The following is a 19,249-nucleotide window of genomic DNA, read 5'->3' as shown; positions in this document are numbered from 1 at the left end:
GTCCGGAGGACGGTCGGGTGAGGGGCCGCCTCGACGCGCTGCTTGCAGGGATTCGGAAAGGTCCGGGCGACGCGGCTCTACAGAGCCGCCTTCCCCCACAAGGGGAGAAGGCGGCCGTGCGGCGCATCACCCTGGCGGTCATCGCCCTGCTGGGGGTGGAGACGGCGGTCTTCGCCGCCGACGCCCTGGCGCCGCCGGACCTGTCGCGGGCGCGGCGATCCTCCCCGGTGGCGCTCGACCATCGCGGGGCCTGGTTGCGGGCCTTGCCGGTGGAGGATGGACGCTGGCGGATCCGGGCCGACCTGACCCGGACCGACAGGACGTTCCAGCGCCGCCTGGTGGCCGTCGAGGACGCGCGGTTCTGGGTCCACCCCGGCGTCGACCCCCTGGCGGTGGTCCGGGCGGCGGGGTCGGCCCTGGTCCATGGCCGGGCCACCTCCGGCGCCTCGACGCTCACCATGCAGACCGCCCGCCTGCTGGAGCCCCGGCCCCGGACCCTCGGCGCCAAGCTGATCGAGATGATCCGCGCCGTGCAGATCGAGGCGCGGCTCTCCAAGCGCGAGATCCTGGCCCTCTATCTCACCCTGGCGCCCTATGGCGGCAATCTCGAAGGCGTGCGGGCCGCCAGCCTTTCCTATTTCGGCCATGAGCCGGAGACCCTGACCGACAGCGAGCAGGCCCTGCTGATCGCCCTGCCCCAGTCGCCGGAGGCCCGGCGCCCCGACCGGCGGCCGGAGGCGGCGCGGGCCGCGCGGCGCGCGGTGCTGGACAAGATGGTCCGGGCCCGGCGCCTTACCGAGGTGGAGGCCAGCGAGGCCGAGGGCGATCCCCTGCCCGGCCGCGCCCGCTTCCCCGCCATGGCCTGGCATGTGGCGGGGCAGCTGGCCCGCGCGGCGCCGGCCTCCCAGGCCTCGGTGGTGACCACCATCGATGCGGGCCTGCAGTCGCGGCTGGAGCCGCTCGCCGCCGCGGCCGCCCGCGCCCAGGGGCCGGAGGACACTGCCGCCATCCTGGTGGTGGAGATCGAAAGCCGCGCCGTGCGCGCCGCCGTCGGCTCGGGCGGCCTGGACCGTCCCGGCGGCTGGATCGACATGACCCGGGCCATCCGCTCGCCGGGCTCGTCCCTGAAACCCTTCATCTACGGCTTCGCCTTCGACGATGGGATCGCGGCGCCCGACACCCAGATCGACGACGCCCCGCGCCGCTTCGCCGACTACCAGCCGGAGAACTTCGACCGGGTGTTCCACGGCAAGGTCACCGCCCGCGAAGCCCTGTCGCACTCCCTGAACGTGCCCGCCGTCGAGCTGCTGGAGAAGGTGGGGCCGGCCTCCTTCGAGGCGCGGCTGGCGGCGGTGGACGTGACCCTGGTGCGGCCGCGCCGGCAGCTCCGCACGCCGGGCCTGGCCATCGCGCTCGGCGGGGTGGGGATCAGCCTGCGGGACCTGGCGGTGCTCTATGCGGCCCTGGGGGACGGGGGGACCGCCAAGCCGCTGGCCTGGACCGAGGCCGAGGCGAAGAAGCGCCCGCGCCAGGGGGGCGAGCGGCTGATGCGGCGTGCCGCCGCCACCCAGGTGCTGGACATCCTGCGCGAGACCCCGCCGCCGGCCGGCTCCAGCCCCGCGGCGCTCACCAAGGGCCGGCCGCTGATGGCCTTCAAGACCGGCACCTCCTACGGCTTCCGCGACGCTGTGGCGGCCGGCGTCGTCGGCAAGTACGTGATCCTGGTCTGGACCGGCCGGGCCGACGGGGGCGCGCGCGGCGGCCTGACCGGGCGCGACGCGGCGCTCCCCTTGCTGTTCGACGTCGCCGACCTGCTGGACGCGCCGGCCGCCGCCCCGCGCCCCATCGCGCCCCGGTCCGCGCCCGAGGCCCTGCAGCGGCTGGAGACGGTGTCGGAGGGACCGCGCCTGATCTTCCCGCCGGACGGCTCGGCCGTGCAGGTGGAGAGTTTCGGCCCCAAGTCGCGGGGCCTGGTCCTGGCCGCCGGCGGCCAGGGCCTGTCCTGGTATGTCGACGGCGACCCCCTCGACCGCGATCCCGTCTCCGGCCGCGTGGTCTGGCGCCCCAAGGGCCCGGGTTTCTACCGCCTGATGGTCATCGACGGCGAGGGGCGGAAGGTGACCGCCCGGGTCCGGGTGCGGGGGAACTGATCTCCCAACCGCCCATCCCGGCGAAGGCCGGGATAAGCGGACTTAGCTAGGCCGGAACCGCGTCCGGCTGATTCTCGGGCAGGGCGGCGATGAAGGCCGGATGCTCGCGCGCCCGGGCGCCGACCGCCTGGATGGACGGCCAGGCGTCCAGCTCCACCTTGTAGCGGGCGGCGGAATAGATCTGCGGGATCAGGCAGCAGTCGGCGATGGTGGGGGTGTCGCCGAAGCAGAAACCCGCGCCGTACTTGGCGATCATCGGCTCCAGGGTGTTGAAGCCGTCGACGATCCAGCGCTCGGTCCACTTGGCGCGGCGCGGGGCGGCGACGTCCATGGCCTCGAGCGCCCGCTGCACCCGCATGTTGTTCAGCGGGTGGATGTCGCAGGCGATGATCCCGGCCATGGCCCGGACCCGGGCGCGATCGAGGGCGCCCTTGGGCAGCAGGGCGGGCTCGGGGTGGGTCTCGTCGAGATATTCCAGGATCGCCAGGCTCTGGGTCAGGACGTCGGTCCCGTCGCCGAGGTCCAGGGTCGGCACCAGGCGCTGGATATTCACCGCCCGATAGGCCGGCTTGTGCTGGGCGCCGGCCACCAGGTCGACGGCCTCATAGGCGTAGTCGAGGCCCTTGAGCGCCAGGCCGATGCGGACGCGATAGGGGGCGGTGGCCCGCCACTGGGAATAGAGGGTCAGGCTCATCTCAGCCCACCGTGAAGCTGAGCTGGCCGACGCCCTCGACTTCGCCCGAGATCTTGTCGCCGGCGACGATGGCGGCGACGCCCTCAGGCGTGCCGGTGAAGATCAGGTCGCCGGGCGCAAGGGTCCAGAGCTTGGAGGCTTCGGCGATAATCTCGGCGACGTTCCAGATCATGTCGGCGACGACGCCCTCCTGGCGGACCGTTCCGTTCACGGAGATGGCGATGCGGCCCTGCGGCGCGGGGCCGGTCCAGGGCTTGATGGCCGAGATCGGGGCCGAGGCGTCGAAGGCCTTGCCGGCCTCCCAGGGCTGGCCCTTGTCCTTGGCGGCGTTCTGCAGGTCCCGGCGGGTGAGGTCGACGCCCACCGCGTAGCCGTAGACCAGGTCCAGGGCGGCCTCGACGGGGACGTTGGCGCCGCCGCCCTTCAGGGCCACCACCAGCTCGATCTCGTGGTGCAGGTTGGCGGTGCGGGGCGGATAGGGGACCGCACCGCCGGGGGGAACGACAGCGTCGGCGGGCTTGGCGAAAAAGAAGGGGGGATCGCGGTCGTCGCCCCCCATCTCGCGGCGGTGGGCGGCGTAGTTGCGGCCCACGCAATAGACGCGGCGGACGGGGAAGAGGGCGCTCGAGCCCTCGACGGGGACGCAGGCCTGGGCCGGCGGAGCAAGGACGTAATCGGTCATGGAGCCGCCTTACGCCCGCGCTGTCTGGAAGGGAACCCCGCCCTTCGCGCCGGGGCGCGGAGGACGGGGCGCAGCGGCGGCTACTTCAGGGAACCGCGCAGGGCCTTGGCCATGTCGTAGTGCTTCTGCACCGCCGGGGCGGTGGCCGCGGCGAAGGCCTTGATGGCCGGGACGTCGCCGTCCTCGGCGTAGCGCTGCATCAGGTTGAGCGCCGACTGGTGGGCGTCGACCTGGTTGTCCATGTAGTTCTTGTCGAAGTCCTTGGCGTCGACCTTGCTCAGGTCGTCGATCTTGGCCTGCAGGTCGGCCGGCAGGGTCGCCGGCGGGGTGAGGGTCTGGCCGGAATCGGCGATGGCCTTCTTCAGGTCGGCGGTGGTCTTCGTATGGGCGGTGATCATCTCGCCGGCGAACTTCTTCACCTCGGCGTTGGTGGCGCGCTTCTGGGCGACCTTGGCCAGCTCCACCTCGAACATGTCGCTGGCGGCGGCCTTGGGCACGAAGTCGACGGCCGTGGCCTCGTTGGCGGGGGTGGGCACCGTGGCCGCCGGGTTGGCGTCCGGGGTCATGGCCTGTTCGGCCGGGGTGGCGGCGCCTTCGGTCTCGGCCTTCTTGCCGCAGGCGGCGAGGGAGAGGGCGGCGACACAAGCGCCCGCGATCAGCAGATGACGGCTCATGGGGAACTCCTAGGCATTGACAGACAGAGGGCCGGGCGGGTCCAAACGACCGGCTCGCGTCCTTCAAACTCACGGACGCGTGATCTGTTCCGGGGAGCCCGCCATGACCGACACCGCCGCCCAAGGTCCGTTGAAGGACCTCGTGGTCATCGAGATCGGCACCCTGATCGCGGGCCCCTTCGCCGGCCAGATCCTGGGGGATTTCGGGGCTCGGGTGATCAAGATCGAGGACCCCAGGGTGGGCGACCCCATGCGCCAGTGGGGCCGCAGCCTGCCCCAGGGCCTGTCGCCCTGGTGGCCGGTGATCGGGCGCAACAAGCAGTCGGTGGGGCTGGACCTGCGCACCCCGGAGGGCCGGGAGATCGCCAAGACCCTGATCGCCAAGGCCGACATCCTGATCGAGAACTTCCGCCCCGGGACGATGGAGAAATGGGGCATGGGCTATGAGGCCCTGTCGGCCACAAACCCCGGCCTCATCATGGCCAGGGTCTCCGGCTTCGGCCAAACCGGCCCCTACGCCAGCCGCGCCGGCTACGGCCTGATCGGCGAGGCCATGGGCGGCCTGCGCCACGTCACCGGCGAGCCCGACCGGCCCCCGGCGCGGGCCGGCATCTCCATCGGCGACAGCCTGACGGCCATGCACGCGGTGATGGGGATCACCATGGCCCTGCACCACCGGGCCAATACCGGCCGCGGCCAGATGCTGGACGTCGCCCTCTATGAGAGCGTGCTGGCGGTGATGGAGAACCTGGTCACCGAGTACGACCTCACCGGCTATGTCCGCGAGCGCTCCGGCTCCATCCTGCCGGGCATCGCGCCCTCCAACGTCTATCCCTGCGCCGAGGGCGAGATGATCCTGATCGGCGGCAATGGCGACACCGTCTTCGCCCGGCTGGCCGAGACCATGGGGCGGCCGGACCTGGCCAAGGACCCGAAGTTCGTCGACCACGCCTCACGCGGGGTGAACCAGGCCGAGCTGGACGCCATCATCGCCGACTGGACCAAGGACTTCGCGCTGGATGACCTGTTGGCCCTGCTGGAGGCCGACGGCATCCCCTCGGGCCGGGTCTTCCGCGCGCCGGACATGCTGGAGAACGAACAGTTCAAGGCCCGCGACACCATCGTGGAGACCGACCATCCGGTGTTCGGCAAGATCAAGATGCAGAACGCCTTCCCCAAGATGTCGGAGACGCCGGGCAAGGTCCGCTGGCCGGGCCCGACCCTGGGCCAGCACACCGACGAGGTGCTGACCGGCCTGGCGGGCCTGAGCGCCGACAGGGTGGCGGAGCTGCGGGCCAAGGGCATAGTCTAGAGGTCTCACGCCGGAGGCCTGGCCATGACCGACATTCCCGAGGATGCCTGGAAGCACACCGGGGTCCGCGTGGTCCCCGGCGACCAGCTCGACACCAACACCCCCCAGACCCCGGGCATGGACCGCGCCGCGGCCATCAACTTCGCCCGCGTCGGCGCCCGCAAGCTCTGGGCCGGCACCGTGCACATCCACGCCGACGCCAAGACCGGCGCCCACCACCACGGGCCCCTGGAGAGCGTCATCTATGTGCTGAAGGGCCGAGCCCGCATGCGCTGGGGCGAGAAGCTGGAATTCACCGCCGAGGCCGGGCCCGGCGACTTCATCTATGTGCCGCCCTATGTGCCGCACCAGGAGATCAACGCCTCGGCCGACGAGACCCTGGAGTGCCTGCTGGTGCGCAGCGACAGCGAGGCGGTGGTGGTGAACCTGGACATCGAGCCGGTGGAGCGACCCGAGGGCGTGGCCTGGGTCGACCCGATCCACAGGGCGCCGGGCTAACCCTCCGCCGAATACCGCTCCACCAGCTTCACCAGGGCGTCCTCCAGGCCGGGATCGGCCAGGACCGGCGAGCCCTCCAGCACCGCGGCGCGGATCACCCCGATCACCGCCCGGCTGATGACATAGCGGTCCAGGCGGTCGCCGGGATGGCGCTCGATCAGCCGGTTGGTTGTCCTCTCCTCGGCGGGGATGAGGTCGGTCTCCAGCATGGCCCGGAGACAGGCCCGCCGCGTCACCGGGCGGTCGGCCATGATGGCGATCTGGGTGCGGATCGCCAGGCGGGCGCTGGACACCCCGTCCGGACCGGCCGCCGCGATCAGGGTCTCCCGCACCCTGGCGTTCTCGGCGAGCGCCATGGCCACCAGGATCGACCGCTTGTCGGCATGGTACTGGTAGAGAGTCCCGATGCTGATCCCCGCCCGCTCGGCGATGGCGTTGGTGGTGAGCGCCGCCTCCCCCTGGCCCTCCAGAATCTGAGCCGTGGCCTCGAAGATGGCCGCCTGGGTGGCGAGCGCCCGGGCCTGCCTGGGTTGCCGGCGTTGGGGTTGCGCCATGGGCCTGAGGTCTCCGCCAAAACGCGAGTAGCTGAATCTGAGCTTAGCTCGGATTGTCTGCGCCTCAACAGGGGAGGTTTCTGGAATGACCTGGGCGACCGAGCGACTGGACGCGTTGAAGGCGGGCGACGCCAATGTGCCCCCGGTGGTGACCACCCTGAGGCTGGGGACTCTCGACGACTGGGGGCCCGGCTGGGTGCGCAAGGTCTGGAACCCGGAGCCGGAGATCCTCAACCGTGACGGCTCGATGTTCGGCGGGCACCTGGCGGCCCTGGCCGACCAGATCATGGCCTTCGCCGCCCTGACGGTGATCCCCGAGGAGAACTACTTCCGGACCATCAATCTGCAGATGACCTTCGCCAAGGTGGGCCGCGCCCATCCGCTGACCATCGAGGGGCGGGTGACGGCGACAACCCGCCAGCTCATCAATGTGGAGGCTGACTTCCGCCGCGACGACGGCGCCCTGATCGCCCGGGCCGCCGCCCAGCAGATCCTGACGCCGAAGGTCGCCGGCTGACAGGGGCGGGCGCGGTCTCTAGGCTGGACCGATCATCAAGGAGCCCCGATGCCCACCGCCCACGTGAACGGCCTGGATATCTATTACGAGCAGGCCGGGTCGGGCCCGCCCCTGCTGTTCATCTCCGGCACCGGCGGGGACCTGCGCAACAAGCCCAACCAGTTCGACGGCCCCTTCCCTAAGGCCTTCGACATGGTCTCCTACGACCAGCGGGGCCTGGGGCGATCGGACAAGCCCGACCTGGCCTATACGATGGCCGACTACGCCGACGACGCCGCGGCCCTGATGGGCGCGCTGGGCCTGGAGAAGGCCCATGTCATCGGGGTCTCCTTCGGGGGCATGGTGGCCCAGGAGCTGGTGCTGCGGCATCCGGGCCGCGTCGACCGCCTGGTCCTGGCCTGCACCTCGCCGGGCGGGGCCGGCGGCGCCTCCTTCCCCTTCCACGAGATCGAGCACCTGAAGGGCGAGGCCCGCGCCAAGCATCTGATGCCGATCTCCGACACCCGCCGGGACGCGGCCTGGGCGGCGGCCAATCCCGAACTCTACGCCCAGTTCGTGGCCATGGGGGCCAGCGACCCCTTCGAGGGCGAGCCCGGCCGGGAGATGGGGGCGCGGCGGCAACTGGAGGCCCGCGCCCATCACGACACCTGGGATCGGCTGGACCAGATTACCGCCCCGACCCTGATCGCGGCGGGCCGCTATGACGGCATCGCCCTGCCCGCGACCCAGGAGAACCTGGCCAGCCGCATCAGGGGCTCGACCCTTCGGTTCTTCGAGGGTGGCCACCTGTTCATGATCCAGGATCGCACCGCCACGGCGGCGATGATCGCCTTCCTGAAGGGCGAGCCCGTCTAGCTCGCCAGCAGGGCGGAGACCGCGGCCGCCACCTGGGTGACGTCGTAGGGCTTGCGGATGATGGGGGCGTCGAAGCCCAGGGGCGCCCCGGCGGAGTCGCCGTAGCCGGTGGCGAAGACGAAGGGGATGCCGCGGGCGGCCAGGGCCTCGGCCACCGGGGTCACCGACAGGCCGTTGAGATTGGCGTCCAGCACCGCGGCGTCGATATGGCCGTCCAGCAGGGCCATGGCCTCGGCCAGCTCATAGGCCGGGCCCACCACCTCGGCGCCGGCCTCCGACAGCCCGGTCTCCAGCTCCAGGGCCAGCAGCACCGCGTCCTCGACGATCAGCACACGGGAGCCGCGCAGATTGGTGGGGCCGCGCGCCGTGGGCGTGGTCTCGAACACCCGCATCACCGGCGCCTCGGGCACGGTGTCGGGGCGATCGACGATGGTCTGCGGGCCGGCGGTGATCCGCACCCGGACCCCGCCGGCGCGGAATTCCGGCTCCACATGGCCGTTCAGCTCGCGGCCGGTGACCTGGGCCAGCAGGGTCGAGCCGAACCCGTTGCGGGCCGGAGGGGAGACCGGCGGCCCGCCGCTCTCGCTCCAGATCAGCTCGAAGCCGCCGCCCGCGAGCGTCGTCCAGCGCAGGTCGACCCGGCCGGTCTCGGTCGACAGGGCGCCGAACTTCACCGCATTGGTGGCCAGTTCGTGCAGGGCGAGCGACAGGGCGTTGGCCGCCCGCGGGGTCAGGAAGAGTTCGGGCCCTTCCCAGCGGGTCTGGCCAGGCGCCAGGCCCCCCAGCTCGGCGGCCGCCAGGTGGGCGATGGCCGCGCCGCGCCAGCGGGCGGCGGTGAGCAGCTCGTTGGCCGCCCCCATGGACTTCAGCCGCCCGGCGAAGTTGGAAAGGAAGCTTTCCAGGGAGGTGGTGCGCTTGGCGGTCTGGTAGGCCAGCACCTGGACCGCGGCGAGCACGTTCTTCACCCGGTGGTCCAGCTCGGCCATCAGGGTGCGGCGCTGATCTTCCTCGACCCGGCTCTCGCTGATGTTCTGGATGACGCCGCAGATGGCGGTGGGCTGGCCCTTGTCGTCCACCACCTGGATGCCGGCGGCGCGGATCCAGATGATCTCGCCGTTCGGCCCCGGCTTCAGGCGGTATTCGGCCTCATAGCGACCCTCGTGGCGCAGCCCTTCCTCGATGGTCCGCCTCAGGGCTTCGCTATCGTCGGGATGGACCAGGGCCTGGAGATCCTCGGCGCCGGCCACGGGAGTCTCGCCGGCGGGCAGGCCGGTGATGGCGGCCATGCGGTCACTGACGATGAACACGCCGCGGACCATGTCCCACTCGAACTCGCCCAGCCTCGCGGCCTGCAGCGCCAGGTCCAGACGCTTGCGATCCAGGTTCAGGCCGGTGGCCTTGGCGCTCATGCCGGCGATCATAGATCGGGGTTCGCGCCGAAGCGACAGGAACCGTGGGTTGAGTCATCGTTTCCATGACTCATTTTGTGCCGGCGCTCCGGCTTTGCGCCGGCCCGGAACCGGCCTAAGATACGCCGCGTTGAGGCCGTGCTGCCCGCGCCCGCAAGTCCTGCGGGGGCTACCCCATTTTCTGGAGATCCTGAATGCCCGCGAACGCCGTCGACCGCACCGCCCAGGAAGCCAAGGCGGCCGCCGCCTCGGTGGCCGAAGCCGCGACCCAGCTCGCCAGCCAGGCCGAACGGACCTTCTCGGAGGCCTCCAAGCGCTTTGAAAAGGTCGTGGCCGAGGGCCTCGAACAGGTCCGCGCCCAGAGCCGCACCTATGCCGACAACGCCGGCGAGCACCTCGACGAAGCCCAGCGCTATGTCGTCGAGCGGGTCCGCGAACGTCCGCTGATGGCGGCCGGCACGGCGCTCGGCGTCGGCCTGTTGGTCGGCCTCCTGCTCGCCAGCGGCCGCAACCGTTGATCCTGAAGAAGGCGCTGCTCTACGTTTCGGCCGTCTCCGCGCTCGCCGCGGCGGCGGCCGTCTGCGTGGTCGCGCTGGCGTTCGCCCTCTACGCCGCCGTGCTGCCGATGGCCGGGCCCGCCTGGGCCGCCGTCGCGGTGGCCGGGGCCGCGGCCCTGCTCATGGGGCTCTGCGCCCTGGTCCTGCTGATAAAGGCCCATCCGCCCAAGTTCGGCAAGCAGCCCGAAGAGCGCGACATCCTCACCAAGATGATCGACCTGGCCCGGGAGAAGCCGATCGTGGCGGCCAGCGCCATCCTCGCCGCCGGCGCGGTGGCCCTGCGCAACCCCAAGATCGTGGCCACCCTGCTGGCCACGGCCATGGCGACCCGCTCGGCGGGCGGACCCGCCTCGAAGAAGAAATAACGAACCCGAGGCGGGTTCGAGGGTTTGGAAGGGGACTGGCGCTCGCGCCGCCCCTCCAGACCCGGAATCCCGCCATGTTCGAACTCCCGCCCCTGCCCTATGACCACGCGGCCCTGGAGCCGGTCATCTCGCGCGCCACGATGCACCTGCATCACGACAAGCATCACCAGAAGTACGTCGACACCACCAACGAGCTGTTGGCCAAGGCCGGCCGCGCGCCGGCCAGCCTGGAGGAGGTGGTCCGTGAAGCCGCCGGCGACCCGGCGTCCGCCAAGCTGTTCAACAACGCCGCCCAGGCCTGGAATCACACCTTCTTCTGGACCGCCATGAGCGCGCGCCGCCAGGCGCCCGAGGGCGTCCTGGCCCAGGCGATCACCCGGGACTTCGGCGGACTGGACGCCTTGAAGACGGCCTTCGTGACCGAAGGGAACGGTCACTTCGGCTCGGGCTGGGTTTGGCTGGCGGCCGAGGGCGAGACGCTCAAGGTGCTCTCCACCCACGACGCGGCCGACCTTCTGATCCAGGGCGGCCTCACCCCCCTGCTGGTCTGCGACCTCTGGGAGCACGCCTACTATCTGGACCACAAGAACGACCGCGAAGGCTTCCTGAAGGCGTGGTTCGACGCCCTGCCCGACTGGAGCTTCGCCGCGAGCCAGTACGCCGCGGCCCGCGGCGAGGGCAAGGCCTGGGCCCATCCGGCGCCCGACACCGGGGCGGGTGGAACGGCTGCGCTTGGCGCACGTTCGAACTAGGTACGCAAACACCTATGGAGCTTCACCCATGCTGAGCTGGGCCCTGACCTTCCTGGTGGTCGCCTTGATCGCCGGCCTCCTCGGCTTCACCTCCATCGCGGGCGCCGCGATGGGTGTCGCCAAGATTCTGTTCTTCGTCTTCCTGGTGCTGTTCGTGGTCAGCCTCGTCATGCACCTCGTCCGCGGGCGAAGCGTCTAGCCACGCCCCGCGACGACGTCGAAAAGCGCGCCTCCGACCTGGTCGGGGGCGCGTTTCGCGTTTTGGGGTTAGAGCCCGACAGCCGGAAGTGGATACCGGCTCCGTCGGAACGGTCAGGGTCTAGCGCCGCGCCAGCGACCAGGTGCGGGAGGGCTCGAACTTCGATCCGGTCCAGGCCAGGGCCTGGACATGCATCTCCGTGGCGTCGGTCTCGATGAGGTTGAAGCCCGGCGGCACGCCCCGCTCGCGCACCGACAGCGTGCCGGCCCCGGCCGCATAGGTATGGCCGTCGCCATAGCCGTAGGGCCAGGTGAAGGGGGCGTGGATGTGTCCGCTCAGCACCAGGTCGACCCCGGCTTCGGCGAAGGCCTGGGCCGCGGCCTCGCCGCGCCAGACCTTGCCGGTCATCGGCCCGCCGATCATCTCGGTGAGGGGGTGGTGGCAGACCACGATCCGCAGGGCGTCGGCGGGCGCCTGGGCGAACCAGGCCAGGGCCTCGGCCACCTGGTTCTGCGAGATCTGGCCCTTGGACCAGTTGGCCCGGGGCTGCACCCCACGGGCGGTGTTGATCCCATAGACCGCCAGGCCCGGGGCCAGGTGGGTCTGGAATCGGGCCCGGCCGATGGCCCGCTCATAGCGGGCGAAGGGGGTGAACAGGCGGTCGTACCAGGCCAGGTAGGGGGCGTCGTGATTGCCCGGCGTCACCAGGCGCGGCTCAGGCAGGTGCTTCAGCCAGGCGGCGGCGGAGACGAACTCCTGGGTCTCGCCAAAGCGGGTCAGGTCGCCGGACACCACCACCAGGTCCAGAGGCTCGGCCGCCAGCCAGGCCGAGGCCGCGGCCACCGCCTGCGGGTTCTCGCCGCCGAAATGGATGTCCGACAGATGGGCGATGCGCATCAGGAGCCGGCCTGGGCGATCGTCTTGGCCAGGGTTTCCCGCGGCTGCGGGGCGGCCTTGCGCGGCGGGGCGAAGACGCGGGCCACCTCGTTCTTCCACACCACCTGGACATTGGCGCTGAGCCGGGCCGGCTCGCCGTCCAGGACGGCGGGCACCCCGCTGGAGGCCCAGACGCGGGCGCGGCGGCAGGCGATCGCCTCCACCGAGGGATCGTCGCGCCAGTTCCCCATGACACTGTGCAGGCCCAGGCGCAGGGCCTCGGCGACCCCTGCCGGATCTAGGGCCGCGGCCTCCAGGCACTGGGCGTCGTCGTCGAGGGCCCGCGAGGCGATCGGGCACATGAAGCTCATGGCCTCGGCCTTGCCGCGGGGGCCGCCGTCGAGGCTGTAGCGCAGGCGGCCGGAGAAGGCGCGGCGCCAGGCCCGCCGGGCGCGGTGGAAGGCGATCAGCGGACGGCCCTCGCGCACCGCCTCGCGGGCGGGCGCCAGCAGGGCGGCCGAGCCGAGGATGGCGGCCACCAGGAACATCCGCCCCTCCACCTCGCCGCCGCCGATCACCCGCTCCTCGCCGTGCTCCAGGGTGTCGCGCAGGGCGGCTTTCCAGTCGGTGGTTCCGTAGATGGCCTTGGGCAGCATGTTCATGGTGCCGCCGGGCAGGGGGGCGATCAGGGGCCCCTTCACGCCGCACAGCTCGGCGGCGGCCCGGGCGGTGCCGTCCCCGGCCAGGATCACCAGCAGGTCCGGTCCCCGGTCGATGGCCGCCTTCAGGCAGCCGGTGACGTCGCCGTTCTCGGGCACGCAGACATTCGCCCGATCGCCAAACTCGGCCAGGATGGCGCGCGCCTCGTCAGGCGCGGCCGGCCCGACACTGCCCGAGGCGGTGTTGGCGATCAGCTCTATGGTTCGAATCTTCCCCCCCACGAGACGCTCAGCTCTCGGTGTCGGGGCTGGTCTTGGACTTCAGGCTGGCGCCGGCGTCCTTCAGGGCCGCGCCGGCGTCGTCGGCGGCGTTCAGCACCACCGGCTCGGCGCGATTGGCCGCCACCGCCAGGCCCTGGTCCACCAGGTCGCCGCTGCGGGCGAAGGAGCCTTCCTTGGCCGCCAGGGCCAGGACCACCCCGCCGACCATGGCCGCGGCCACCGTCAGGGTCATCATGATGGGATGGCGCTTGCGGGCCTTGCGTTCGTCGCGGCGGCCGCGCTCATAGGCGGCGCGGGCCTCGTGGTCGGCCTCGGCCACGGTCTCGACCTCGTTCGAACGATGGATGGGACGTTTCCACAGCATGGTCGCAATCTCCGGTCGTTTCCTTGGACTCAACGAAACGGTAGAGGCTGTCGAGGGTTCCGGTGGCGGCGGACGGCGAACGGGAAGCTTCGCCGCGCGTTGCGCAACATGGAGGGCGGTCGCGGCGATGGGCTGCGGCGGCGTCCTCCTCCTGAGGGGTATGGGCTGATGGCGACTGTACGTGGACTTGGCGCGGCTGTTCTGGTGCTGGCTCTGATGGGGTCGGGGTGCACGACCCTGACCAACGCCCGCGACCGGATCGTCAAGCGTGAGGCGACCTGCCCGGACATGACCGTCCAGATCTATTTCGAGCCCGACTCCGCCGAGGTCACCGACGAGGGCCGCGCGGTGATCCGGGCCGCCGCCGACCAGGCCAAGGCCTGCAAGGTCGACGGGGTGACCGTCCTGGGCCTGGCCGACGCCAAGGGCGCGCCGGGCGCCAATATGGAGCTGTCCAAGCGCCGCGCCGCCGCGGTCAGCCAGGCGCTCATCACCACCGGCCTGCCGGCCGCCGAGCTCGACCTGAAGGCCGTGGGCCAGGCCGGATCGGTCACCTCCGACGGCGACACCCGTCCCCTGCGCCGACGCGCCGACCTGGTGCTGAAGCTCTCCGCCCCGCGCCGGTAGAGGCCTGGCCGGCCGACGGCGCGCCGGTCGGCCGGAACGCGCAAAAGAAGAGGCGGGCCCGGGAGGCCCGCCTTGATAGTCTGTGCACATCGAGAATGGGGGTGCGGAGGCGGCAGACCGGCATATGCGCCGGTCTCAAGTCGGGGGGGGCGTCGCCGCCTCCGCAAATATCAAACTCGCGCCCGAATCCTTTGTTCCCGTTCCGCGCGAGTTTTTTCGAAAATTATTTCGCCTCCAGATCGACGGCCGGCATCGAGTCGAACTCCGCCTTGCTGAGGGGAATGACGTAGCGCTCGCCCTCGGGCTTCAACGCCTTGTAGGGCAGGCTGCGGGGTCCGGCGGCGCGCGCGCCCTTGGGCTGGACGAGCACCTGGACGGGGCGGCCGTCGGCGCCGGTGATCACCTTGGCGATGGTCCCCAGCACCGCGCCGTCGGCGGCGCGCACCTCGCGGCCCTCGAGGACCGGCGCGGGCTGCGCCAGGGCGAGGCCGGCGAAGGTCAGGGTCAGGCCGACGGCGAGACCGGCGGCGATAAGGTGTCGGGACTTGATCATGGCGCTCATCAGATAGGAGACCGGTGGCCTCATTGCGACCCATCCTGGGCCCCCGGGCCTGAACGGGCGATGAGCGGGAACAGCAGCAGGTTTTCGGCGTTTGCCAAGATGCGGGCGTCCGGCTCGCGCTGAAATCGGGGGTTCCCATGATCCGCGGCTATCAAGCCTCACATGGCGGTCTGGTCCTGTTCACCGCGCCCACCGAGCGCCAACGCCAGTCGCGCCGCCGCGGCGCGGCCCTGGCCGTCATCCTGGGAATCGCCTTCGCCGGCGGCCTGATCGGACAGCTCAGCAGCGCCCACGACGCCGGCCGGCCCACGCCCCCCGGCCCGTTCAGCTATTTCCCGAATTAGTAGAGGAGCCGATCCATGGCCGTCCTGAGCCGCAATTCCGCCCATCCCGTTCTCAACGCCACCCGCGCCCGTCAGGGCCGCCTGGGCCGCCACGTGTTCTGGGTGCTGCTGGTCTCCACAGCCCTGGCCGCCATGGCCCTGTTCGGCGCCTGGACCTGGCAGGCCGACGACCTGGCCTCCACCGAGGTCAACAACGCCAAGCAGCCCGCCGACGCCCAGGCCTTCGACATGGGCGCGCCGGCCCCGGCCACCCAGCAGACCTCGCCCACCCCCGCGCGCTGAGGCTCGGGCTCCGCGCCAAAGCAAGACGGCCGCCCCATCGGGCGGCCGTTTTCATGAGCGAGATCCTCGGGCTGTCGCCGGCTAGAGCACCGACTGGCCGCGCACCGCGCGGATGACGAAGCTCGCCACCAGCAGGACGAGGAAGATCACGAACAGCACCTTGGCCACGGTGGCGGCGAGACCCGCCAGCCCCACGAAGCCCAGGAGACCCGCCACGATGGCGAGGATGGCGAAGGTCAAGGCCCAGCCCAGCATGCGGTCAACTCCGTCGCAGGAACACCGCGCCGCCCGACGCGGCGCCTGAAACGACAACGCCGGCGCGAGGCCGGCGTTCCGCTTCGGTCGGGGTCCGAAGATCTAGGCCGCCTGGCGGGCGTTCCTGGGGTGGAAGAACAGCGCCTGGCCGATCGCCGCCTTCACCGTTTCCGGCTGGAAGGGCTTGGTGATCAGGAAGGTGGGTTCGGGACGCTCGCCGGTCAGCAGCCGCTCGGGGAAGGCGGTGATGAAGATCACCGGCACGTCGTAGCGGGCCAGGATGTCCTTGACCGCGTCGATGCCGGAGGAGCCGTCGGCCAACTGGATGTCGGCCAGGACCAGGCCCGGCACCTTGCGGTTCACCGCGTCCACCGCCTCGGTGCGGGTGGCGGCGATGTCGACCACGGTGTGGCCCAGCTCGGTCACCAGGGCCTCGATGTCGGCGGCGATCACCGGCTCGTCCTCGATGATCAGGACGTCGGTGGCCAGCTCGGCGTCGATCTCGGCCTGGGCCTCGCTGATGAGGGTCTCCACCTCGGAGAAGTCGGCGCCCAGGATCTGGGCGGCCTCCGAGGGGGTGAAGCCCTCCAGGGCGGTGAGCAGGAAGGCCTGCCGCGACCGCGGAGCGATGCGCATCAGGCGGCCGCTGGCGTCGTCGCCGCCGCCGTCCCGGGGCTCAAGCTTGGCGCCGGTGGTGAGCCAGATGGCGTGGAAGACGTGATAGAGCGCCACGCGGGGGGTGAGGTTGGCCTCCAGCACCCGTTCGCCCGCGGCCAGGGCCTCCAGGGCGACGCGGACATAGTGGTCGCCCGTGGTCTGGTCGCCGGTGAGGGCGCGGGCGTAGCGGCGCACATAAGGCAGGTGCGGCGCCAGTCGGGCTAGAAGACTCAAGGTGATACCCTCCCCGTTCGAGAAACACGCGACCGCATCGGGAAACACCCGACAGCGCTCATCTATAACGCCGGAAACGTCGCTGTGGGGAACCGGTTCCCTTGGGCGGGCGTTTTCTCCATTCTAGACCATGGGGTTCAGGCGCGGCGTCCTGAAATGGACAAAGGCGCGTTCAGATCCGTGATCTGAGAAGGGCGCGAGCGGCGGAAACGCGGCGGCGGGGCGCTCATAAAGGGGGTTGATCATGGGAACCGGAATCGGAGCGGGGCGTTGACGGGCGACGATGACCATTCGAGGGGGCAAGCCCCGCGCAAGCGGAGCGCCGAGGACATGATCGAACAAACACCCAATGAGGAGCGCCGCAAGACATCGGCGGCTCTCGACGAGGCCAGACTCCGGCAACAGGCGATCGGGGTGCGTCTGCGACAGATGTTCGACGAGGTGGTCAACGAACCGGTCCCCGACGAATTCCTCGACATCCTGCGCAAGGCCGACAAGCGTTCCTCGGAGAAGGGCTGATGTCGGAGGCTGCATCCAAGCATGCCGACCGCGATCCCGCCGACGACGAGGCGTTCAAGCGCGAACTGGTCAAGCTGATCCCGCACCTTCGGGCCTTCGCCCGTACCCTGGCCGGGGAGCCGGCCGGCGCCGACGACCTGGCGCAGGACGCCATGATGAAGGCCTGGGACGCCCGGGCCAGCTTCCAGATGGGCACCAACATGAAGGCCTGGACCTTCATGATCCTGCGCAATCAGTTCTATTCCGAGAAGCGCCGCTCCTGGCGCCAGAGCCAGCTCGACCAGGAGGCGGCCGAACGCACCCTGGTGGCGGTGGACGATCCCGAGGCGCCGGTCGCCCTGGACGAATTGCGGATGTCCCTGGCCATGCTGCCGGCCGAACAGCGCGAGGCGCTGGTCCTGGTGGGCGCCGGCGGCTTCGCCTACGAGGAGGCCGCCGAAATCTGCAATTGCGCGGTGGGCACCGTGAAGAGTCGGGTCAGCCGGGCGCGCCGCGCCCTGCACGCCATCCTCGACGACGGGAGCTATGAGCGCGATGGTGGGGCGGCAGGCGACGCCATGCGCTCCATCCTCGCGGACGCGGAGCGGCTCTCAAGCGCCCGCTAGGCGACGGGCGTAACATGAACACCTCCCCCTGGGGCTCTTTGTCGACGATCCGGGTGCGCCTGACCGCCGCCCTGGCGGCCGCCCTGCTGCCTGTCCTGATCCTGGGCGCCATCCAGTCCTCCATGGCCTTCCGCCGCGAGGGCGAGATCGTGCGCCAGAACCTGGCCGCCGCCGCCGACCGCAGCGCGGCCACGGCGCGGGCCCGGATGGAGGCCGCCGACATCCTGCTGGAGACCCTGGCGCCGGCCTCGGTCGGCTTCCAGTGCGCCCAGCGCCTGGCCGAGGTGACCCGGCGCATTCCCGGCTACGCCAACCTGATCCGTTTCGACCGCCGCGGCCGGGTGGCCTGCGCGGCCGGCGACGTGCCCGTCGACACCCTGCGCGGCGAGCGTCCCTGGTTCAAACAGCTGCAGACCGGCGACAACCTGGTGGTCACCCGCGACCCCGGGGCGGTCTACGCCCGGGAGCCCGCCCTGCTGGCGGCCGTGCGCGCCACCGATCCGCGGGTCGGCTTCGACGGCGCCCTGGTGGCGGTGATCACCCTGCGGAGCCTGGCGCCGCGCCTGGCCGACCGCTCCCTGCCCGACGAGGCCGAGGTCGCCCTGGCCGACAAGCAGGGCCACTACATGAACTTCACCGACGGCCAGGCCTTCCCCGACCTGCCGCCGGCCTGGCGGACCCGGGCCGACGCCAAGGGCTCGGTGGTCTGGTACGCCAAGGACCGCCGCGGCGACCGCCGGGTCTATTCCGCCGCCCCCCTGGTGGGGGACGACCTCTATGTGATCCTCTCGGCCAAGAGCCAGGGCCTGTTCTCCTGGGCGCGGCTCAATCCCCTTACCGGCCTGCTGTTCCCGATCCTGGCCTTCGTCCTGGCCCTGCTGGCGGTGCTGGTGGTGACCGAGCGGGTGGTGATCCGCTGGATCGCCTATCTGCAGCGGATCGCGGCTCTCTACGCCCGCGGCCGGCTCAGCGTGCGTCCGATCCAGGCCGAACAGGCCCCGCCGGAGATCCGCGACCTGGCCGACACCCTGGAGCAGATGGCCGACGCCATCGTCGGGCGCGACGCCACCCTGCGCGACAACCTGGCCCAGAAGGACGCGCTGATGCGCGAGATCCATCACCGGGTGAAGAACAACCTGCAGGTCATCTCCTCCCTGCTGAACATGCAGCAGCGGGCCCTGAGCGACCCGGCGGCCCGGGCGGCCATGTCCGACACCCGCCAGCGGATCACCGCGCTCGCCCTGATCTACCGCGCGCTCTACCAGGGCCCCGACCTGAAGAAGGTCGACCTGCGGCCCTTCCTGGAGGAGCTCACCGCCCAACTGGTGGCCGCCGACTCCCTGCACGGCGCCCCGGTGCGCACCGAGCTGCACGTCGACGCCCTGGTGATCGACCCCGACCGCCTGGCGCCCCTGGCCCTGTTCACCGTCGAGGCCATCACCAACGCCCAGAAGCACGCCTTCGCCGGCCGCGGGGGCACCCTGACCGTCACCTTCTCGGTGGACGGTGAGGAGGCCAAGCTGGAAATCAGCGACGACGGGGCCTCCAGCAACGAGGTGCTCACCGCCTCCGGGGTGGGCCGCACCCTGATGACCGCCTTCGCCCGTCAGCTGCGCGGCCGCAGCGAACTTGTGCGCAATGAATCGGGGGGCGTGACCGTCCGTCTCGTCTTCCCGACGCCCGGCGTGGAAAATACAGTCAAGCCTGAGCCCCAGGAAGGGAACCAGGCGGCGGCCTGACCGTTCGTCTCCCGCAAGTTCAACAA

26 protein-coding genes are annotated in these 19,249 nt (G+C 71.1%); 15 read left to right on the top strand and 11 right to left on the bottom strand.

Annotated features, from left to right (window positions below; all coding sequences use genetic code 11):
- Positions 1–116 precede the first annotated feature (116 nt).
- Positions 117–2,150 carry a penicillin-binding protein 1C gene (pbpC, locus tag AC1RN5_RS18115; protein WP_493042594.1) on the top strand — a complete coding sequence of 678 codons (2,034 nt, stop codon included), beginning with the start codon at positions 117–119 and terminating at the stop codon, positions 2,148–2,150.
- A gap of 46 nt (positions 2,151–2,196) precedes the next feature.
- On the opposite strand, the gene maiA is transcribed toward pbpC, so the two are convergent.
- The 3 genes from maiA to AC1RN5_RS18100 all read right to left on the bottom strand — a co-directional run bounded on the left by maiA (position 2,197) and on the right by AC1RN5_RS18100 (position 4,200).
- Positions 2,197–2,844 (bottom strand): maleylacetoacetate isomerase, encoded by a 648-nt coding sequence (maiA, locus tag AC1RN5_RS18110; RefSeq protein WP_493042592.1) that lies wholly within the window; start codon positions 2,842–2,844, stop codon positions 2,197–2,199.
- 1 nt (position 2,845) lies between these two features.
- Complete coding sequence (locus AC1RN5_RS18105; protein ID WP_493042590.1) at positions 2,846–3,526, bottom strand: fumarylacetoacetate hydrolase family protein; 681 nt, start codon at positions 3,524–3,526, stop codon at positions 2,846–2,848.
- 80 nt (positions 3,527–3,606) lie between these two features.
- Positions 3,607–4,200, bottom strand: a complete 594-nt coding sequence (locus AC1RN5_RS18100; RefSeq protein ID WP_493042588.1) for a DUF4142 domain-containing protein — start codon at positions 4,198–4,200, stop codon at positions 3,607–3,609.
- A gap of 103 nt (positions 4,201–4,303) precedes the next feature.
- Between AC1RN5_RS18100 and AC1RN5_RS18095 the strand changes: the two genes are divergently transcribed.
- Positions 4,304–5,512: a CaiB/BaiF CoA transferase family protein gene (locus tag AC1RN5_RS18095; protein ID WP_493042587.1), complete on the top strand. Its 1,209-nt coding sequence runs from the start codon at positions 4,304–4,306 to the stop codon at positions 5,510–5,512.
- Positions 5,513–5,536: 24 nt separating this feature from the next.
- Positions 5,537–6,010 carry a cupin domain-containing protein gene (locus AC1RN5_RS18090; protein WP_493042585.1) on the top strand — a complete coding sequence of 158 codons (474 nt, stop codon included), beginning with the start codon at positions 5,537–5,539 and terminating at the stop codon, positions 6,008–6,010.
- Here the strand turns inward: AC1RN5_RS18090 and AC1RN5_RS18085 are convergent.
- Positions 6,007–6,564: a TetR/AcrR family transcriptional regulator gene (locus AC1RN5_RS18085; protein WP_493042583.1), complete on the bottom strand. Its 558-nt coding sequence runs from the start codon at positions 6,562–6,564 to the stop codon at positions 6,007–6,009. The two genes, AC1RN5_RS18090 and AC1RN5_RS18085, sit on opposite strands and share 4 nt — an antisense overlap.
- Before the next feature lie 85 nt (positions 6,565–6,649).
- On the opposite strand from AC1RN5_RS18085, the gene AC1RN5_RS18080 reads away from it, so the two are divergent.
- The gene (locus AC1RN5_RS18080; protein WP_493042581.1) at positions 6,650–7,081 is read left to right on the top strand and encodes a PaaI family thioesterase; all 432 of its coding nucleotides are present in this window, start codon (positions 6,650–6,652) and stop codon (positions 7,079–7,081) included.
- A gap of 48 nt (positions 7,082–7,129) precedes the next feature.
- Positions 7,130–7,936, top strand: coding sequence for an alpha/beta fold hydrolase (locus tag AC1RN5_RS18075; RefSeq protein WP_493042580.1), 807 nt, complete (start codon positions 7,130–7,132; stop codon positions 7,934–7,936).
- Here the strand turns inward: AC1RN5_RS18075 and AC1RN5_RS18070 are convergent.
- The gene (locus tag AC1RN5_RS18070) at positions 7,933–9,345 is read right to left on the bottom strand and encodes an HWE histidine kinase domain-containing protein (protein ID WP_493042579.1); all 1,413 of its coding nucleotides are present in this window, start codon (positions 9,343–9,345) and stop codon (positions 7,933–7,935) included. The two genes, AC1RN5_RS18075 and AC1RN5_RS18070, sit on opposite strands and share 4 nt — an antisense overlap.
- A 194-nt stretch (positions 9,346–9,539) precedes the next feature.
- On the opposite strand from AC1RN5_RS18070, the gene AC1RN5_RS18065 reads away from it, so the two are divergent.
- From AC1RN5_RS18065 to AC1RN5_RS18050, 4 genes are all read left to right on the top strand, one after another.
- A complete protein-coding gene (locus AC1RN5_RS18065) occupies positions 9,540–9,863 on the top strand; it encodes a glycine zipper domain-containing protein (RefSeq protein WP_421934041.1) in 324 nt (107 codons plus the stop codon).
- Positions 9,860–10,267, top strand: coding sequence for a hypothetical protein (locus AC1RN5_RS18060; protein WP_493042577.1), 408 nt, complete (start codon positions 9,860–9,862; stop codon positions 10,265–10,267). Before AC1RN5_RS18065 ends, AC1RN5_RS18060 begins: the two co-directional genes overlap by 4 nt.
- A gap of 74 nt (positions 10,268–10,341) precedes the next feature.
- Positions 10,342–11,019 carry a superoxide dismutase gene (locus tag AC1RN5_RS18055; RefSeq protein WP_493042575.1) on the top strand — a complete coding sequence of 226 codons (678 nt, stop codon included), beginning with the start codon at positions 10,342–10,344 and terminating at the stop codon, positions 11,017–11,019.
- A gap of 28 nt (positions 11,020–11,047) precedes the next feature.
- The gene (locus tag AC1RN5_RS18050; protein WP_215338125.1) at positions 11,048–11,218 is read left to right on the top strand and encodes a DUF1328 domain-containing protein; all 171 of its coding nucleotides are present in this window, start codon (positions 11,048–11,050) and stop codon (positions 11,216–11,218) included.
- 120 nt (positions 11,219–11,338) lie between these two features.
- On the opposite strand, the gene AC1RN5_RS18045 is transcribed toward AC1RN5_RS18050, so the two are convergent.
- The 3 genes from AC1RN5_RS18045 to AC1RN5_RS18035 are packed head-to-tail and all read right to left on the bottom strand — an operon-like array spanning position 11,339 to position 13,399.
- A complete protein-coding gene (locus AC1RN5_RS18045) occupies positions 11,339–12,115 on the bottom strand; it encodes a metallophosphoesterase family protein (protein WP_493042572.1) in 777 nt (258 codons plus the stop codon).
- Positions 12,115–13,035: a diacylglycerol/lipid kinase family protein gene (locus AC1RN5_RS18040; protein WP_493042570.1), complete on the bottom strand. Its 921-nt coding sequence runs from the start codon at positions 13,033–13,035 to the stop codon at positions 12,115–12,117. Before AC1RN5_RS18040 ends, AC1RN5_RS18045 begins: the two co-directional genes overlap by 1 nt.
- 7 nt (positions 13,036–13,042) lie before the next feature.
- Positions 13,043–13,399, bottom strand: coding sequence for a hypothetical protein (locus AC1RN5_RS18035; protein ID WP_421934036.1), 357 nt, complete (start codon positions 13,397–13,399; stop codon positions 13,043–13,045).
- Positions 13,400–13,567: 168 nt separating this feature from the next.
- Here AC1RN5_RS18035 and AC1RN5_RS18030 point away from each other — a divergent pair, with 168 nt between their 5' ends.
- Positions 13,568–14,026 (top strand): OmpA family protein, encoded by a 459-nt coding sequence (locus AC1RN5_RS18030; protein WP_493042567.1) that lies wholly within the window; start codon positions 13,568–13,570, stop codon positions 14,024–14,026.
- A gap of 223 nt (positions 14,027–14,249) precedes the next feature.
- Here the strand turns inward: AC1RN5_RS18030 and AC1RN5_RS18025 are convergent, their stop codons facing one another.
- Positions 14,250–14,612 carry a PRC-barrel domain-containing protein gene (locus tag AC1RN5_RS18025; RefSeq protein ID WP_493042566.1) on the bottom strand — a complete coding sequence of 121 codons (363 nt, stop codon included), beginning with the start codon at positions 14,610–14,612 and terminating at the stop codon, positions 14,250–14,252.
- A gap of 113 nt (positions 14,613–14,725) precedes the next feature.
- Between AC1RN5_RS18025 and AC1RN5_RS18020 the strand changes: the two genes are divergently transcribed.
- Both AC1RN5_RS18020 and AC1RN5_RS18015 read left to right on the top strand, forming a co-directional pair.
- Positions 14,726–14,932 (top strand): hypothetical protein, encoded by a 207-nt coding sequence (locus tag AC1RN5_RS18020; protein ID WP_493042564.1) that lies wholly within the window; start codon positions 14,726–14,728, stop codon positions 14,930–14,932.
- Between the two features lie 15 nt (positions 14,933–14,947).
- On the top strand, positions 14,948–15,214 hold the full coding sequence (locus AC1RN5_RS18015; RefSeq protein WP_493042562.1) for a hypothetical protein: 267 nt from the start codon (positions 14,948–14,950) through the stop codon (positions 15,212–15,214).
- 81 nt (positions 15,215–15,295) lie between these two features.
- Here the strand turns inward: AC1RN5_RS18015 and AC1RN5_RS18010 are convergent, their stop codons facing one another.
- Together AC1RN5_RS18010 and phyR are read right to left on the bottom strand one after the other, a co-directional pair.
- The gene (locus tag AC1RN5_RS18010) at positions 15,296–15,469 is read right to left on the bottom strand and encodes a DUF1328 domain-containing protein (protein WP_304701840.1); all 174 of its coding nucleotides are present in this window, start codon (positions 15,467–15,469) and stop codon (positions 15,296–15,298) included.
- 102 nt (positions 15,470–15,571) lie between these two features.
- Entirely contained in the window at positions 15,572–16,360 is a 789-nt protein-coding gene (phyR, locus tag AC1RN5_RS18005) for an anti-anti sigma factor/receiver protein PhyR (protein ID WP_421934031.1), read from the bottom strand.
- Positions 16,361–16,690: 330 nt separating this feature from the next.
- Between phyR and nepR the strand changes: the two genes are divergently transcribed.
- The 3 genes from nepR to phyK are packed head-to-tail and all read left to right on the top strand — an operon-like array spanning position 16,691 to position 19,223.
- Positions 16,691–16,879 carry an anti-sigma T factor NepR gene (nepR, locus tag AC1RN5_RS18000; RefSeq protein ID WP_421934030.1) on the top strand — a complete coding sequence of 63 codons (189 nt, stop codon included), beginning with the start codon at positions 16,691–16,693 and terminating at the stop codon, positions 16,877–16,879.
- Positions 16,879–17,484 carry a sigma-70 family RNA polymerase sigma factor gene (locus AC1RN5_RS17995; protein WP_421934029.1) on the top strand — a complete coding sequence of 202 codons (606 nt, stop codon included), beginning with the start codon at positions 16,879–16,881 and terminating at the stop codon, positions 17,482–17,484. The genes nepR and AC1RN5_RS17995 overlap by 1 nt, the downstream gene beginning before the upstream one ends.
- A 14-nt stretch (positions 17,485–17,498) precedes the next feature.
- The gene (gene phyK / locus AC1RN5_RS17990; protein ID WP_493042557.1) at positions 17,499–19,223 is read left to right on the top strand and encodes a sensor histidine kinase PhyK; all 1,725 of its coding nucleotides are present in this window, start codon (positions 17,499–17,501) and stop codon (positions 19,221–19,223) included.
- The last annotated feature ends 26 nt before the right edge of the window (positions 19,224–19,249 follow it).

It is taken from the genome of Phenylobacterium sp. GW821-FHT12F10 (assembly GCF_058806695.1).
This window is presented reverse-complemented; position numbering and strand designations above follow the sequence as displayed.

Excerpts from the sequence above, each read along its gene's own strand:
- AC1RN5_RS18080 (WP_493042581.1), top strand. The coding sequence starts at position 6,650 with ATGACCTGGGCGACCGAGCGACTGGACGCGTTGAAGGCGGGCGACGCC.
- AC1RN5_RS18055 (WP_493042575.1), top strand. The coding sequence starts at position 10,342 with ATGTTCGAACTCCCGCCCCTGCCCTATGACCACGCGGCCCTGGAGCCG.
- AC1RN5_RS18045 (WP_493042572.1), bottom strand. The coding sequence starts at position 12,115 with ATGCGCATCGCCCATCTGTCGGACATCCATTTCGGCGGCGAGAACCCG.
- AC1RN5_RS18050 (WP_215338125.1), top strand. The coding sequence starts at position 11,048 with ATGCTGAGCTGGGCCCTGACCTTCCTGGTGGTCGCCTTGATCGCCGGC.
- AC1RN5_RS18100 (WP_493042588.1), bottom strand. The coding sequence starts at position 4,200 with ATGAGCCGTCATCTGCTGATCGCGGGCGCTTGTGTCGCCGCCCTCTCC.
- maiA (WP_493042592.1), bottom strand. The coding sequence starts at position 2,844 with ATGAGCCTGACCCTCTATTCCCAGTGGCGGGCCACCGCCCCCTATCGC.
- AC1RN5_RS18090 (WP_493042585.1), top strand. The coding sequence starts at position 5,537 with ATGACCGACATTCCCGAGGATGCCTGGAAGCACACCGGGGTCCGCGTG.
- AC1RN5_RS18025 (WP_493042566.1), bottom strand. The coding sequence starts at position 14,612 with ATGAGGCCACCGGTCTCCTATCTGATGAGCGCCATGATCAAGTCCCGA.
- AC1RN5_RS18010 (WP_304701840.1), bottom strand. The coding sequence starts at position 15,469 with ATGCTGGGCTGGGCCTTGACCTTCGCCATCCTCGCCATCGTGGCGGGT.
- AC1RN5_RS18075 (WP_493042580.1), top strand. The coding sequence starts at position 7,130 with ATGCCCACCGCCCACGTGAACGGCCTGGATATCTATTACGAGCAGGCC.
- AC1RN5_RS18035 (WP_421934036.1), bottom strand. The coding sequence starts at position 13,399 with ATGCTGTGGAAACGTCCCATCCATCGTTCGAACGAGGTCGAGACCGTG.
- AC1RN5_RS18020 (WP_493042564.1), top strand. The coding sequence starts at position 14,726 with ATGATCCGCGGCTATCAAGCCTCACATGGCGGTCTGGTCCTGTTCACC.
- AC1RN5_RS18030 (WP_493042567.1), top strand. The coding sequence starts at position 13,568 with ATGGCGACTGTACGTGGACTTGGCGCGGCTGTTCTGGTGCTGGCTCTG.
- AC1RN5_RS18070 (WP_493042579.1), bottom strand. The coding sequence starts at position 9,345 with ATGAGCGCCAAGGCCACCGGCCTGAACCTGGATCGCAAGCGTCTGGAC.
- nepR (WP_421934030.1), top strand. The coding sequence starts at position 16,691 with ATGATCGAACAAACACCCAATGAGGAGCGCCGCAAGACATCGGCGGCT.
- AC1RN5_RS18085 (WP_493042583.1), bottom strand. The coding sequence starts at position 6,564 with ATGGCGCAACCCCAACGCCGGCAACCCAGGCAGGCCCGGGCGCTCGCC.
- AC1RN5_RS18095 (WP_493042587.1), top strand. The coding sequence starts at position 4,304 with ATGACCGACACCGCCGCCCAAGGTCCGTTGAAGGACCTCGTGGTCATC.
- AC1RN5_RS18105 (WP_493042590.1), bottom strand. The coding sequence starts at position 3,526 with ATGACCGATTACGTCCTTGCTCCGCCGGCCCAGGCCTGCGTCCCCGTC.
- phyK (WP_493042557.1), top strand. The coding sequence starts at position 17,499 with ATGAACACCTCCCCCTGGGGCTCTTTGTCGACGATCCGGGTGCGCCTG.
- AC1RN5_RS18065 (WP_421934041.1), top strand. The coding sequence starts at position 9,540 with ATGCCCGCGAACGCCGTCGACCGCACCGCCCAGGAAGCCAAGGCGGCC.
- AC1RN5_RS18015 (WP_493042562.1), top strand. The coding sequence starts at position 14,948 with ATGGCCGTCCTGAGCCGCAATTCCGCCCATCCCGTTCTCAACGCCACC.
- AC1RN5_RS17995 (WP_421934029.1), top strand. The coding sequence starts at position 16,879 with ATGTCGGAGGCTGCATCCAAGCATGCCGACCGCGATCCCGCCGACGAC.